Below are 14912 nucleotides of genomic sequence, written 5' to 3'. Positions count from 1 at the left end.
CACAAGGCCCCCTCAACGGAAAAATAGAATGATGTGGTGATGGAAGCATTACGCAATAGAGCGTTTAATCTCAATGATTTCAAATACTTCGATCATATCGCCAGAGCGAACATCGTTGTAGTTCTTCACACCGATACCACATTCCATACCGTTACGAACTTCGTTGACGTCATCTTTGAAGCGACGCAGGGATTCCAGTTCGCCTTCGTAGATAACGACGTTATCACGCAGTACGCGGATCGGGTTGTGACGTTTCACCACACCCTCGGTTACCATACAGCCAGCAATTGCGCCGAATTTCGGTGATTTGAACACGTCGCGAACTTCAGCCAGACCGATGATTTCCTGTTTGTACTCAGGCGCCAGCATACCGCTCATCGCCTGCTTCACTTCATCAATCAGGTCATAGATAACTGAGTAATAGCGCAGATCCAGACTTTCTGCTTCGACAACGCGACGAGCGGAAGCGTCTGCACGGACGTTGAAGCCCAGCAGGATAGCGTTGGAAGCCGCAGCCAGCGTAGCGTCGGTTTCTGTGATCCCGCCCACACCGGAGCCCACAATTTTGACTTTCACTTCGTCGGTGGACAGCTTCATCAGGGAGTCGGAAATCGCTTCACAAGAACCCTGTACGTCAGATTTCAACACGATGTTCAGTTCAGAAACTTCGCCTTCGCTCATGTTCGCAAACATGTTCTCCAGTTTAGATTTCTGCTGGCGAGCCAGTTTAACTTCGCGGAATTTACCCTGACGATAGAGAGCCACTTCACGTGCTTTCTTCTCATCGCGAACGACTGTCGCTTCATCACCCGCTGCCGGCACGCCGGACAAGCCCAGGATTTCGACAGGAATAGACGGACCTGCGGAAGCCACTTCACGACCTAATTCGTCACGCATCGCACGAACACGACCGTACTCGAAACCACACAGGACGATATCGCCTTTATTCAAGGTACCTTCACGAACCAGGACAGTGGCAACCGGACCACGACCTTTATCCAGGAAGGATTCGATAACCGCACCGCTTGCCATACCGTTACGGATAGCCTTCAGCTCCAGAACTTCGGACTGCAGCAGAATGGCGTCCAGCAGTTCATCGATACCCGTACCTGATTTGGCAGAAACGTGTACGAACTGGCTTTCGCCGCCCCAGTCTTCAGGCATGATGCCGTGCTGAGACAGTTCAGTTTTAACGCGGTCCGGATCGGCTTCCAGCTTATCGATTTTGTTGACGGCAACCACAACCGGCACTTTAGCGGCTTTGGCATGCTGGATAGCTTCGATAGTCTGCGGCATCACGCCATCATCCGCGGCAACAACCAGAACGACGATATCTGTCGCCTGCGCACCACGTGCACGCATTGCGGTAAACGCGGCGTGTCCCGGGGTATCCAGGAAGGTGATCATGCCGTTGTCGGTTTCTACGTGGTATGCACCAATGTGCTGAGTAATACCACCCGCTTCGCCGGAAGCAACTTTGGTTGAACGGATATAGTCGAGCAGCGACGTTTTACCGTGGTCGACGTGACCCATGATAGTCACGACCGGCGCACGCGGTTCAGCAGCGGCACCCGTATCACGATCGCTCATCAGCGCTTCTTCCAGCTCATTTTCACGGCGCAGGATCACTTTGTGACCCATTTCTTCCGCTACCAGCTGAGCCGTTTCCTGATCGATAACCTGGTTGATCGTCGCCATAGCGCCCAGACGCATCATCGTTTTGATGACCTGAGAGCCTTTAACGGCCATCTTGTTCGCCAGTTCAGCTACCGTCACGGTTTCGCCAATCACGACATCGCGGTTAACCGCCTGAGCAGGCTTGTTAAAGCTCTGCTGCAGTGTGCTTGGTTTACGTTTGCCTTTACCACCGCGCGTTACAGCGCGAGCTTCTTCGCGATCGGCTTTGGATTCAGACAGACGGTTGCCTTTCTTCTGTTTGGTCGCTTTGCCGCCGCGAGTACGGGCACGGCGTTCGCCTTCGACCTTACGATCGTTTTCATCTTCTGCTTCGCGAGCATGATGAGACGTCGTTACGTGGTAGTCAGAAGTTTCGGTTTCGTCTTTCTGATTTTCCCAACGACCGGCGTTTTCTTCGGCCATGCGGCGAGCTTCTTCTGCAACGCGACGGGCTTCTTCTTCAACCTTCTGGCGTGCTGCTTCTTCCGCTTTGCGCTTAAGCTCAGCTGCTTCGGCTTCGCGACGCGCTTTCTCAGCCTGAGCTGGTTTGGTCATGGTGTTATTTTGTTGATTGGTCACTTTTTCTTTTTCCGCTCCGTCGCGCTTAGCTTTGTCGGCGGCCTCACGTTTGGCTTGCTCTTCAGCAGCGCGCTTCGCTTTTTCAGCAGCTTCGCGCTGGGCTTTTTCTTCAGCCTCGCGTTTAGTCTGCTCTTCAGCAGCGCGTTGTGCCTGTTCTTCCGCTTCACGCCGCGCCAGCTCTTCTTCGGAGGTCTGCTGACCATCCAGAGAATCGCGTTTTACATAAGTGCGTTTCTTGCGGACTTCGATCTGTACCGCTTTACTCTTACCACCGGTACTTGGAACATTCAATGTACTGCGCGTTTTGCGCTGCAACGTCAGTTTTCCTGGCGCACTGCCGTGTTCACGGTTCAGGTGCGCCAGCAAGCTTTCTTTCTCATGCTGGGTCACAGAATCTGATGCGGACTTGGTGATACCGGCATCAGCAAACTGCTGTATCAGGCGGTCAACCGGAGTCTGAATCTCTGCGGCCAGCGATTTTACGGTTACATCTGTCATGCTGTTCCTTTCCTGCTACAGTTCGTTATTCGTTGTTGTCGCCAAACCAACAGATATTACGCGCGGCCATAATCAGCTCACCGGCTTGCTTCTCATCAAGCTCTTCAATATCTGTCAGGTCATCGACACCCTGCTCAGCAAGATCTTCCAGCGTGCATACGCCGCGTGCAGCCAGAGCAAACGCCAGCTCACGGGACAAACCAGGCAGGTTTAGCAAATCATCGGCTGGCTGACCGTCACCGAGCTTTCCTCGCGGGCCAACGCCAATGTGGTCAACGCCGCTTTCGCACGGTCACGCAGCGCTTCAATCGTTTCTTCATCCAGCCCGTCGATTTCGAGGAGTTCTTTAATCGGCACATAGGCCAGCTCTTCTAAGGTAGAGAAGCCTTCTTCTACCAGAACAGTCGCGAACTCTTCGTCGATGCTCAGATGCTTGGTGAAGACATCAATTGCAGCATGCGCTTCAGCCTGATGCTTGGCCTGCAGGTCTTCGATTGTCATCACGTTCAATTCCCAGCCGCTGAGCTGTGATGCCAGGCGAACGTTCTGACCGTTACGGCCGATGGCCTGAGCCAGATTTCCTGACTCTACGGCGATATCCATGGTGTGATTGTCTTCATCTACTACGATGGAGGCAACATCTGCTGGCGCCATGGCGTTGATGACGAACTGAGCCGGATTATCATCCCACAGGACGATATCGATACGCTCACCGCCCAGTTCACTGGAGACGGCCTGGACACGCGCGCCGCGCATACCTACACATGCACCAACAGGGTCGATGCGTTTGTCGTTGGTCTTGACGGCAATTTTAGCGCGTGAGCCCGGATCGCGAGCGGCAGCTTTGATTTCGATAACTTCTTCGCCGATTTCCGGTACTTCAATGCGGAACAGCTCGATCAGCATTTCAGAGCGTGAACGGCTGACGAACAGCTGAGCGCCGCGCGCTTCGGGACGAACGGCGTACAGTACGCCGCGAATGCGGTCGCCAGGACGGAAGTTTTCGCGCGGCAGCATGTCTTCACGGCCAATGACCGCTTCGGCGTTGCTGCCCAGATCCAGAGAGATGTTATCACGGGTGACTTTCTTCACCACGCCGGTGACGATCTCACCTTCTTGCTCACGGAACTGATCGACGACCATAGCACGTTCAGCTTCACGGACTTTCTGTACGATAACCTGTTTAGCGGTTTGGGTCGTGATGCGGTCAAAGGTTACAGATTCAATCTGATCTTCAACGTAGCCGCCCAGCTCAATGCTTGGGTCTTCGAATTGCGCTGCTTCCAGCGTAATTTCACGGGTGGGCTGAGTCACTTCATTGACGGCGACCCAACGGCGGAACGTGTCGAAATCGCCAGTTTTGCGGTCGATGCAGACACGCACGTCAATTTCCTGCTCGTATTTTTTCTTGGTTGCCGTTGCCAGTGCGATTTCCAATGCTTCAAAAATCTTTTCACGCGGAACAGCTTTCTCATTGGAAACTGCTTCAACAACAGCCAGAATCTCTTTGTTCATCCTAGTTGCCTCATCCAAACTTTAAAAGTGGGGTACCAGATTCGCTTTCTGGATGTTGCTCAGCGCGAACACTTCATCTTTGCCTTCCACCGTTACCGTGATCATCTCACCTTCAACGGCTTTGATTATTCCCTGCCATTTACGGCGGTTCTGGACAGCCATGCGCAATACCAGACTCACTTCTTCACCGAGGAAACGCACGTAGTGTTCGGCCGTGAATAAAGGACGATCCAGACCTGGCGAAGATACTTCCAGGTTATAAGCTACGGTGATCGGATCTTCAACATCCAGCACCGCACTGACCTGATGGCTGACATCAGCACAATCATCAACAGTGATCCCATCGTCACTATCAATATAGATACGCAGCGTCGATTGGCGACCCCGGACGAACTCAATGCCCACCAGCTCAAAGCCTAATGCTGCAACGGGTGCTGAAATCATCTCTGTTAACTTTTGCTCTAATGTGGACAAGCCCACCCCCAAGACATAAAAAAAGGGCTTAATAGCCCAGTAATTCTGTTGTCAGATAACAAAAAACCCCGATATACGGGGCTTTATGCAACTGGACCCTATTACCACGGATAACCGCGGTATAACTTACCGTTAAGAATTCTTTCAAAACCGACTGTGGAATCAATAGAAACTTACTGAACAGCTTTGAAAGAAAACCTACAGGAAAGTTAGTTGGTTGCGGGGGCCGGATTTGAACCGACGACCTTCGGGTTATGAGCCCGACGAGCTACCAGGCTGCTCCACCCCGCGTCCGAAAACGTGGCAAATACTACGCTGATAACAGCAAAAACGCAAGTTATCTCTAGGATTGGTACCGAGGACGGGACTTGAACCCGTAAGCCCAATTTGGGCACTACCACCTCAAGGTAGCGTGTCTACCAATTCCACCACCTCGGCATCACTTCTTACTTCTAAATCTGGCAACAAGGTATGTTGCCTGTAACGCTAATTACTTGGGAATATCGCTCGACGGTGTAGTGGGTGCCGTATTCTGCTGAGTTTTAGCCGGTTCAGGCTGGCTTAAACTTTCCCATTCACTGCCTTTTTGGCTGTGATTGGAGCTCATGTTGCCCAGAATAAGACTGATGACAAAGAACAGCGTTGCCAAAACAGCCGTTGTACGGGTCATGAAATTGCCGGAGCCGTTTGAGCCAAACAGGGTAGCTGACGCGCCCGCTCCGAACGAGGCACCCATATCGGCACCTTTACCTTGCTGCAGCATGATCAATACAACCAGACCAATAGACACCAGCAGGAAAATAACTAAAAGCGCTTCGTACATAGATGTACCTATTACTTTATCCCCAACTCTTTCATGAGGATGCTGAATTCTTGCGGCTTAACCGCTCGCCATCCGCAGTCGGAATACAGAAGCTATCCCTTATAAAGCGGGTTTGAATACTAACCAAAGCATTCTGTCTAAGCAAGGCTATTTTGGCTCGTGATGATTGATTGAGGAAAAAACCAGCGACCAAATTAACTTCTCTGCTAAACCTTTAACTATCTGGCTGATTCCTTAGATATTAAACGCCATCGACAGATAGATGAATATCGCCGATGACGTCGCCAGTTCAGAGGAAAATTTACCCTGCGGCTTTCACTGCATCCGCAATCGCATTCGCTAAAGAAGTCACTGTCGTTTCGTCTTCACCTTCCACCATGACGCGAATCAGCGGCTCAGTACCTGACTTACGTAACAGAACACGGCCCCGGCCACCGAGCGTTGACTCAGCATCCATCGCAGCCTGCTTGACCACATCGCTTTCCAACGGGTCGTGTTCGCCGACGAAACGAACGTTGACCAGCACCTGCGGGAACAGTTTCATGCCGCTACACAAATCATGCAGAGTCATGTGGTTGCGGGCCATGGCGGTTAATACCTGCAGCCCCGCGATGATACCGTCACCGGTGGTCGTTTTGTCCAGCAGGATTACGTGTCCTGAATTTTCAGCGCCAATACGCCAGCCTTTAGACTGCATCAGTTCTAAGACATAGCGGTCCCCGACTTTAGCTCTGGCAAACGGAATCCCCAGCTGTTTCAGCGCGAGCTCCAGGCCCATATTGCTCATCAGCGTACCAACAGCGCCGCCGCGAAGCTGGCCCTGACGTAACCCCTCTCGCGCGATGATATACAGGATTTGGTCGCCATCAACTTTGTTACCCTGATGGTCGACCATAATCAGGCGATCGCCATCGCCGTCAAAGGCCAAGCCCACGTCGGCCTTTTCCGCGACAACCCGACTCTGGAGCTGTCTTACATCCGTAGCGCCACACTCTTCATTGATGTTCATCCCATTGGGATTACAACCAATCGTAATGACCGTCGCGCCCAACTCTCTCAGTACGCTGGGAGCTATGTGATATGTGGCGCCGTTGGCGCAATCCACCACGATTTTGAGGCCGTTGAGGTTAAGTTCGCTGGGGAATGTCCCTTTACAGAATTCGATATAACGGCCCGCCGCATCGACAATACGACTTGCTTTACCAAGTTCAGAAGACTCAACGCAGGTGATGGCTTTTTCCATCTCGGCCTCTATCGCCTCTTCAACTTCGTCAGGCAATTTGGTGCCGTCGATGGAAAAGAACTTGATGCCGTTATCATAAAATGGGTTATGTGAGGCAGAGATCACTATCCCGGCTTCAGCCTGAAGGTGCGTGTCAGGTAGGCCACCGCCGGAGTCGGCATTGGTCCAGTGAAGGACGCGGACAACCCCGCGGCCGCTAAACCCGCTTCCAATGCAGATTCGAGCATATAACCCGAAATTCGGGTGTCTTTACCTATGATGATCTTCCTGGAGCCATGTCGTGCCAAAACCTTTCCGGCCGCCCAGCCCAGCTTTAATACAAAATCAGGGGTTATGGGTGAATCACCGACCTTGCCACGAATACCGTCTGTACCAAAATATTTACGGCTGCTCGTCATCTTTTATTCCTTAGCTGAAAGTGTAGCTTCAACAACACGCATAGCATCCACGGTTGCTTTTACGTCATGAACTCGAATAATTCGGGCTCCCTTTAGCGCAGCAATTACTGCACAGGCGACACTGCCATAAACACGTTCCTTAGGGGGAACGTTAAGCAGTTGGCCAATCATTGATTTTCTGGACATCCCCACCAACAGCGGCAGACCGAATTGATGCAAACTTTCCATCTGAGCCAACAGGCTATAGTTGTGCTGCAGGTTTTTACCGAACCCAAATCCGGGATCGAGTAATATTTGCTCGCGCGGAATTCCTGCAGCGATACAGCGGCCAAGATGATGTTCAAAGAAGGTGAAAACATCTTTCATCAGGTCATCGTAATGTGGGGCTTGTTGCATCGTCTGCGGCAATCCCTGCATGTGCATCAGGCACACGGGAAGTTGGGTTGCAGCAGCAGCATCCAGCGCACCAGACTCCTGCAAAGATCGAACATCGTTAATAAGATGCGCGCCAGCGGCGGCGGCGGCTGTGATGACTTCCGGTTTTGAGGTATCGACCGATATCCAGACTTCAAAGCGCTGCGATAACGCTTCTACGACAGGTATCACTCGATCCAGCTCTTCGGCGACGCTGACTTCATCCGCACCGGGCCGAGTTGACTCGCCGCCAACATCAATGAACGTCGCGCCAGCCACGATCATATCTTGTGCATGAAACAGTGCTTTATCCAGCGTGTTATGTTGACCGCCGTCGGAGAACGAGTCCGGCGTCACATTCAGGATGCCCATCACCTGTGGGCAGGAGAGATCAATCACCGATCCCCGAGCATTCAATTTCATTCCTTCTTCCTCAAAACCACAGCCCGCCCATGCCGCTATGCCTGGACGTAATCAGCAAAAAACCCCGGCAAGCCGGGGTTTATAAACTACTGGTGTCAGTTTCAACAACACGCTGTCACACCGCGCTTACTTGTCGCTCAACGGCCCTGACATAGAGTTGCCCGTACCAGGCTTCTCCGGTTCATCAACCGGGGTCGGCGCATTCGGCGTTCCGCTATCGTCAGAGTTGTTATTGTTGGACGAAGGTTCTTCCCAACCCGCTGGCGGACGAACATCTTTACGACCCATCAGGTCATCGATCTGCGGTGCATCAATAGTTTCATATTTCATCAATGCATCCTTCATGGAATGCAAGATATCCATATTCGCCATCAGCAGTTCGCGAGCGCGCTGATAGTTACGTTCGATCAATGCCTTCACTTCCTGATCGATGATGCGAGCCGTTTCGTCAGACATATGTTTCGCTTTAGCTACAGAGCGTCCGAGGAAGACTTCCCCCTCTTCTTCTGCATACAGCAACGGCCCCAGTTTTTCTGAGAAGCCCCACTGCGTCACCATGTTGCGGGCAATGGATGTCGCAACTTTGATGTCGTTAGAGGCGCCGGTAGAAACATGTTCAGAACCGTAAATGATCTCTTCAGCCAAACGACCGCCGTACAGCGTTGAAATCTGACTCTCCAGCTTCTGACGGCTGGCGCTAATCGCATCGCCTTCCGGCAGGAAGAAAGTCACACCGAGGGCTCGGCCACGCGGAATGATAGTCACTTTGTGAACAGGATCGTGCTCTGGAACCAGGCGCCCGATGATAGCGTGACCCGCTTCGTGATAGGCCGTCGACTCTTTCTGAGACTCCGTCATCACCATAGAGCGTCGTTCTGCCCCCATCATGATCTTATCTTTGGCTTTCTCGAACTCGACCATGGAGACGACGCGCTTGCTACCGCGGGCAGCGAACAATGCAGCTTCGTTGACCAGGTTAGCCAAATCGGCACCAGAGAAACCAGGTGTGCCACGAGCAATCACGGACGCATCGATATCCGGAGAGAGTGGAACACGACGCATGTGGACTTTCAAAATCTGTTCACGGCCACGGACATCCGGCAGACCCACAACCACCTGACGGTCAAAACGGCCGGGACGCAGTAATGCGGGGTCAAGCACGTCAGGGCGGTTCGTCGCTGCAATAACAATAATACCTTCGTTGCCCTCGAAACCGTCCATTTCCACCAGCATCTGGTTCAGCGTCTGTTCACGTTCATCATGACCGCCGCCCAAACCCGCGCCACGCTGACGACCGACCGCATCAATTTCATCGATAAAGATGATACACGGCGCGGCTTTTTTAGCCTGTTCGAACATGTCACGAACACGGGATGCACCCACGCCCACGAACATTTCTACGAAGTCAGAACCAGAGATTGTGAAGAACGGGACTTTCGCTTCGCCAGCAATAGCTTTCGCCAGCAAAGTTTTACCGGTACCCGGGGGACCGACCATCAACACGCCTTTAGGAATCTTGCCGCCTAGCTTCTGGAAGCGGCTTGGCTCACGCAGATACTCTACCAACTCGGCCACTTCTTCTTTGGCCTCATCACAGCCCGCAACGTCCGCGAACGTTGTTTTGATCTGATCTTCGGTGAGCATGCGCGCCTTGCTTTTGCCGAACGACATGGCGCCTTTGCCACCGCCGCCCTGCATTTGACGCATGAAGAAAATCCAGACGCCGATAAGCAGAAGCATCGGGAACCATGAGATAAAGATCGAAGCCAGCAGGCTTGGTTCTTCCGGCGGTTCGCCAACGACTTTTACGTTTTTAGTCAGAAGGTTATCCAGCAACTTGGGATCGTTGACAGGAATATAGGTCGTGTATCGGTTGCTGTCTTTTTTGACCACAGTGATCTCACGCCCATTGATTCGTGCTTCACGGACCTGATCCTGATTCACTTCAGTTAAAAAGGTTGAATAATCCACCCTACGGCCATTCGACTCGCTGGGCCCAAAGCTCTGGAACACAGACATCAGCACTACTGCGATGACTAGCCAGAGAATCAGGTTTTTCGCCATGTCACTCAAGGGATTAACCTCATATTACAACTGTGTTAAAAAATAGCGTAAGGGTACTACAGTTTACGCCCTGTCGCTACAATGTACACCTCGCGGGACCTGGCCCGGGAGGATTCGGGCTTGCGCGTCTTCACCGTCGTAAACAGGGATCTCACTTCACGCAAATACTCGTCAAAGCCTTCTCCCTGAAATACTTTAACGACGAAACTGCCGCCCGGCGCCAAGATATCTCGACACATCTCCAACGCAAGTTCCACCAGATACATGGAACGCGGGATATCGACGGCCGGAGTACCACTCATATTAGGGGCCATGTCGGACATCACCACCTGAACTTTCTGATCACCGACCCTTTCCAACAAGGCCTTGAGCACTAATTCATCGCGGAAATCGCCTTGAAGAAAATCGACGCCTACGATCGGGTCCATCGGCAAAAGGTCGCAGGCAATAATACGCCCTTTACCGCCGATCTGGCTGACGACATACTGCGACCAACCACCCGGGGCAGCCCCCAGGTCCACCACGGTCATACCGGGTTTGAACAGTCTGTCGCTCTGCTGTATTTCATCAAGTTTAAACCAAGCGCGTGAGCGAAGCCCTTTTTTCTGCGCTTGCTGCACATATTTATCGCTAAAGTGTTCCTGCAACCAACGACTGGAACTCGCAGAACGCTTTTTGTTAGCCATCTATTTTCCAACTATTCTAAATTAAGGCGCTTTTGTCGAACCGAACGTCTCATTGAGAGCCAATCACCCACTCTACAATGGTGATAATGGTGAGATGGCGGTAGAATGACCCGTTTTCAATCCCAACCTAAGCAAAAAAGACCATGAATCTGAGTAACAAACAAAAACAGCACCTGAAAGGCCTGGCACATCCATTAAAACCGGTTGTCCTGTTAGGCAACAATGGCCTTACCGAAGGTGTACTGGCTGAGATCGAGCAAGCTTTAGAACATCACGAACTGATCAAGGTAAAAATCGCCGCTGAGGATCGTGAAACCAAAGGGTTAATCGTCGAAGCAATTCTGCGCGAAGCCAAGGCTGTTAAAGTCCAGGTCATCGGCCACACCTTAGTGCTCTATCGTCCGGCTAAAGAACGGAAGATCGTATTGCCACGATAACATTTTTTACCTCAGGTTACTTTGCCTTGACTGCAAAGTGCCACGACCTCTGGTAAGAGAAAAGGCCGCATGCGGCCTTTTGCTTTTCTTTACAAACACTGTCGATATCTCGAACAATCAGAGATACTCGACCTTCAGAATCTCATATTCCACCAGCCCCCCAGGGGTATTGATGGCAACGATATCATCTTCTTCTTTGCCGATTAATCCGCGCGCGATAGGCGAGTTAACCGAGATCAGGTTTTGTTTGAAGTCCGCCTCATCATCGCCGACGATGCGATAGGTCTGTTCTTCTTCTGTATCAACATTCATCACTGTGACAGTGGAGCCGAAGATAACACGGCCGTTGGCCGCCATTTTGGTGACGTCAATCACCTGAGCGTTTGAAAGCTTCGCTTCAATTTCCTGAATACGGCCTTCGCAGAACCCTTGCTGTTCACGGGCTGCGTGGTATTCCGCATTTTCTTTCAGGTCACCATGTTCGCGAGCGTCAGCGATCGCCGAAATGATTTCCGGCCGGCGAACCATTTTCAGATGTTCAAGCTCTTCGCGTAACTTTTCAGCACCACGTAACGTCATCGGAAACTGTTTCATATTGTCTATACCTCTAAAAATCCATAGGACTTAAATCACCGTCTTCCTGACGCGATAGAATAAAATGCGACGGGGTGTCTTTTTTCTGCAGCGCACCCTGACAATTCAAACAAAAGCGGCCTAACCCGGAAATAGTTTTTTCCAGGGCAGGCTCGGTTTTGCATTTTGATACGTATTTTACCCCAGAGTTCCATGGGGATCATCGTTTACTTTAGCCCACCTTGGGCCGTAGTATTGCCACACGTTACCCTGTGCTTAACCGAGATTATGCGTTTTTTATCTATTGCTACCGGCCTTCTCTGCACCTGTATTCTGCATACTGCCTCGCTGCCGCCCCGGTGGAGGACTATATACAATACCTGCCTGACGGCGCCAATTTGGCGTTGGTGGTGCAGAAAGTGGGAGCGCCCTCTCCCACGCTTGATTATCACAGCCAGCAAATGGCGCTACCCGCCAGTACGCAAAAAGTCATTACTGCATTGGCGGCACTACTCCAACTCGGTCCCGATTTTCGATTCACGACCACGATGGAAAGCACAGGCTCAGTCAGCAGCGGCGTTTTGCGTGGAAATCTGATTGTGCGTTTCAGCGGCGATCCGACATTAAAACGCCAGCAGATTCGTTCCATGGTACAGGTATTGAAAAAAAATGGTATCCGCGAAATTGCTGGCGATGTGCTGATCGATACCTCCGTATTCGCGAGCCATGACAAAGCCCCCGGGTGGCCGTGGAATGATATGACGCAATGCTTTAGCGCGCCGCCTGCCGCAGCCATCGTCGATAGAAATTGCTTCTCTGTATCCCTCTATAGCGCTCCAAATCCCGGAGACAATGCTTTCATCCGCGTTGCCTCTTACTATCCCGTTCAGATGTATAGTGAAGTCAGGACGCTGGCGAAAGGCTCGCCCGACGCACAATACTGCGAACTGGATGTTGTTCCGGGAGAACTGAATCGTTTTACCCTTACTGGGTGTTTAACGCAGCGTTCAGATCCCCTCCCCCTGGCATTTGCCGTTCAGGATGGCGGCAGCTATGCCGGCGCTATCGTTAAAGATGAGTTACTGGAAGCGGATATCCGCATCGCTGGCAGCCTGCGCAGACAAACTCGACCGGGACTGACGGGGACGGTTTTGGCGCAAACACAGTCTGACTCTCTGCATGAATTGCTGACGGTCATGCTGAAAAAGTCGGACAACATGATCGCGGATACGGTGTTTCGTACCATTGGGCATGAACGGTTTAATGTGCCGGGCACCTGGCGCGCTGGCTCTGATGCGGTACGTCAGATCTTACGCCAGAAAGCGGGGGTCGATCTTGGCAACAGTGTCATCGTGGATGGTTCGGGTTTGTCTCGCCACAACTTGCTTGCACCTGCAACCATGATGCAGGTGCTGCAATACATCGCTCAGCACGATAGCGAGTTGAACTACATCAAGATGCTGCCTCTGGCGGGATATGACGGCACGCTTCGCTATCGAGGCGGGTTACATGAAGCGGGCGTTGACGGCAAAGTTTCAGCAAAAACGGGGGCGTTGCAGGGTGTGTATAATCTTGCGGGCTTCATTACGACAGCCAGCGGTCAGAGAATGGCGTTTGTACAGTATCTTTCCGGCTACTCCGCAGATAACCAAAAGACACGTCGCGTTCCTCTGGTGCGATTCGAAAGCAGACTCTATAAAGATATCTATCAGAACAACTAAGGCGCTGGGAGCCTTAATAAAAAACGCCCTTATCTGCGTCAGCAGATAAGGGTAATTGATACAACAAGCAAACTTTTCTTATTTGGGTATAACGTCAGGCTTAATGCTGGTAGATGATCTCTACGCCATCATCGTCTTCTTCGTCCCAGTCATCGTCCCACTCTTCTTCCGCTTCGTCTTTCACCGTTTCAAGCTGTTCGCGATGATAGTCATCCCACATGAACTCTACTTTCTCAGGCGTCGCTTTCTCTTCTTCAGCCTGCATTTTCGGCTGAGTCTTCAGGAAGCTCATGACATCCCAGCAGAGCGCATTGACGCCATCATGGCTGGCAGCAGAGATCAGGTAGTAATTACCTTCCCAAGCCAGTGCGGCGGCGATATCACGCGCGCGTTTTTCAGCTTCGGCTTTATCCAGCAGGTCGCTTTTGTTGAACACCAGCCAACGGGGTTTCTCAGCCAGCGTTTCGCTGTACTGATGAAGCTCATTGATGATGACTTTCGCATTTTCAATCGGATCAGATTCGTCGATCGGCGCCAAATCAATCAGGTGAAGCAGCACGCGGCAACGTTCCAAATGCTTAAGGAAGCGAATACCCAGACCCGCACCTTCGGAAGCGCCTTCAATCAGACCCGGAATATCAGCAACGACAAAGCTTTGCTCACTGTCCATACGCACAACGCCCAGACTCGGAACCAGTGTCGTAAACGGATAATCCGCGACTTTAGGCTTCGCAGCAGAAACGGCTCGAATGAACGTAGATTTACCCGCGTTCGGCAACCCCAACATCCCCACATCGGCCAGCAGCAGCAGTTCCATCAGCAGCTCGCGCTCTTCACCCGGCGTGCCGTTGGTTTTTTGACGAGGCGCCCGGTTAACAGAAGATTTAAAACGGGTATTGCCCAGACCGTGCCATCCGCCCTTCGCCACCATCAGACGTTGCTGATGACGAGTCATATCCCCCAGGATTTCTCCCGTGCCGGTATCTTTAATACGCGTCCCGACAGGGACTTTGATGGTGATATCTTTACCTCGTTTACCGGTACAGTCGCGGCTTTGGCCGTTCTGACCGCGTTCAGCGCGGAACGATTTCTCGAAGCGATAGTCGATCAAGGTGTTCAGGTTTTCATCGGCAACCAGGTAAACGTCGCCGCCGTCGCCGCCGTCGCCACCATCAGGCCCGCCGTTAGGGATATATTTTTCGCGACGGAAACTGACACAACCATTGCCACCATCGCCAGCCACCACGAGAATGTTGGCTTCATCTACAAACTTCATGAACTCTCTCCGCAAAAAAACCAATAGAGAATAATTGACTTTTTTTAACTGTTATTGGTTCTCTTTGGCGTAACTCTTTGATTTTATAAAGGACAGCGTGTGAAGCTATCC

At 51.8% G+C, this 14912-nt stretch carries 10 protein-coding genes, 2 tRNA genes and 2 pseudogenes; 2 read left to right on the top strand and 12 right to left on the bottom strand.

Annotated elements, in window-relative coordinates; genetic code table 11:
• Window positions 1-48: 48 nt before the first annotated feature.
• The 10 genes and pseudogenes from infB to rlmE form a co-directional block, all read right to left on the bottom strand.
• Complete coding sequence (gene infB / locus AU509_RS10115; RefSeq protein ID WP_085651605.1) at window positions 49-2754, bottom strand: translation initiation factor IF-2; 2706 nt, start codon at window positions 2752-2754, stop codon at window positions 49-51.
• 25 nt (window positions 2755-2779) lie between these two features.
• A pseudogene (nusA, locus tag AU509_RS10110) lies at window positions 2780-4269 on the bottom strand (transcription termination factor NusA).
• A 21-nt stretch (window positions 4270-4290) separates the two neighbouring features.
• The gene (rimP, locus tag AU509_RS10105) at window positions 4291-4743 is read right to left on the bottom strand and encodes a ribosome maturation factor RimP (RefSeq protein ID WP_026739639.1); all 453 of its coding nucleotides are present in this window, start codon (window positions 4741-4743) and stop codon (window positions 4291-4293) included.
• A 214-nt stretch (window positions 4744-4957) separates the two neighbouring features.
• Window positions 4958-5034, bottom strand: a tRNA-Met gene (locus tag AU509_RS10100).
• A gap of 59 nt (window positions 5035-5093) precedes the next feature.
• Window positions 5094-5181, bottom strand: a tRNA-Leu gene (locus AU509_RS10095).
• Between the two features lie 52 nt (window positions 5182-5233).
• Window positions 5234-5566 (bottom strand): preprotein translocase subunit SecG, encoded by a 333-nt coding sequence (gene secG / locus AU509_RS10090; RefSeq protein ID WP_085651603.1) that lies wholly within the window; start codon window positions 5564-5566, stop codon window positions 5234-5236.
• A 301-nt stretch (window positions 5567-5867) separates the two neighbouring features.
• Window positions 5868-7207, bottom strand: a pseudogene (gene glmM / locus AU509_RS10085) (phosphoglucosamine mutase).
• Between the two features lie 3 nt (window positions 7208-7210).
• A complete protein-coding gene (folP, locus tag AU509_RS10080; protein WP_085651601.1) occupies window positions 7211-8044 on the bottom strand; it encodes a dihydropteroate synthase in 834 nt (277 codons plus the stop codon).
• A 126-nt stretch (window positions 8045-8170) separates the two neighbouring features.
• Window positions 8171-10117: an ATP-dependent zinc metalloprotease FtsH gene (gene ftsH, locus AU509_RS10075; protein WP_072000218.1), complete on the bottom strand. Its 1947-nt coding sequence runs from the start codon at window positions 10115-10117 to the stop codon at window positions 8171-8173.
• Between the two features lie 47 nt (window positions 10118-10164).
• Window positions 10165-10794, bottom strand: coding sequence for a 23S rRNA (uridine(2552)-2'-O)-methyltransferase RlmE (rlmE, locus tag AU509_RS10070; RefSeq protein ID WP_085651600.1), 630 nt, complete (start codon window positions 10792-10794; stop codon window positions 10165-10167).
• A 143-nt stretch (window positions 10795-10937) separates the two neighbouring features.
• Here rlmE and yhbY point away from each other — a divergent pair, with 143 nt between their 5' ends.
• Complete coding sequence (gene yhbY / locus AU509_RS10065) at window positions 10938-11231, top strand: ribosome assembly RNA-binding protein YhbY (protein ID WP_085651599.1); 294 nt, start codon at window positions 10938-10940, stop codon at window positions 11229-11231.
• A 117-nt stretch (window positions 11232-11348) separates the two neighbouring features.
• Here yhbY and greA read toward each other — a convergent pair whose 3' ends face one another.
• Window positions 11349-11825 carry a transcription elongation factor GreA gene (greA, locus tag AU509_RS10060; protein ID WP_085651598.1) on the bottom strand — a complete coding sequence of 159 codons (477 nt, stop codon included), beginning with the start codon at window positions 11823-11825 and terminating at the stop codon, window positions 11349-11351.
• A gap of 278 nt (window positions 11826-12103) precedes the next feature.
• Between greA and dacB the strand changes: the two genes are divergently transcribed.
• Window positions 12104-13525: a serine-type D-Ala-D-Ala carboxypeptidase gene (gene dacB / locus AU509_RS10055; RefSeq protein ID WP_409359759.1), complete on the top strand. Its 1422-nt coding sequence runs from the start codon at window positions 12104-12106 to the stop codon at window positions 13523-13525.
• Window positions 13526-13625: 100 nt separating this feature from the next.
• Here dacB and cgtA read toward each other — a convergent pair whose 3' ends face one another.
• Window positions 13626-14801 carry an Obg family GTPase CgtA gene (gene cgtA / locus AU509_RS10050; RefSeq protein WP_085651596.1) on the bottom strand — a complete coding sequence of 392 codons (1176 nt, stop codon included), beginning with the start codon at window positions 14799-14801 and terminating at the stop codon, window positions 13626-13628.
• Between the last annotated feature and the right edge of the window lie 111 nt (window positions 14802-14912).

The sequence above is a fragment of the Lonsdalea britannica genome, from assembly GCF_002111595.1.
GTDB lineage: Bacteria > Pseudomonadota > Gammaproteobacteria > Enterobacterales > Enterobacteriaceae > Lonsdalea > Lonsdalea britannica.
Note: the sequence above shows the minus strand (reverse complement) of the source record. Positions and strands in the feature narration are given on the sequence as shown.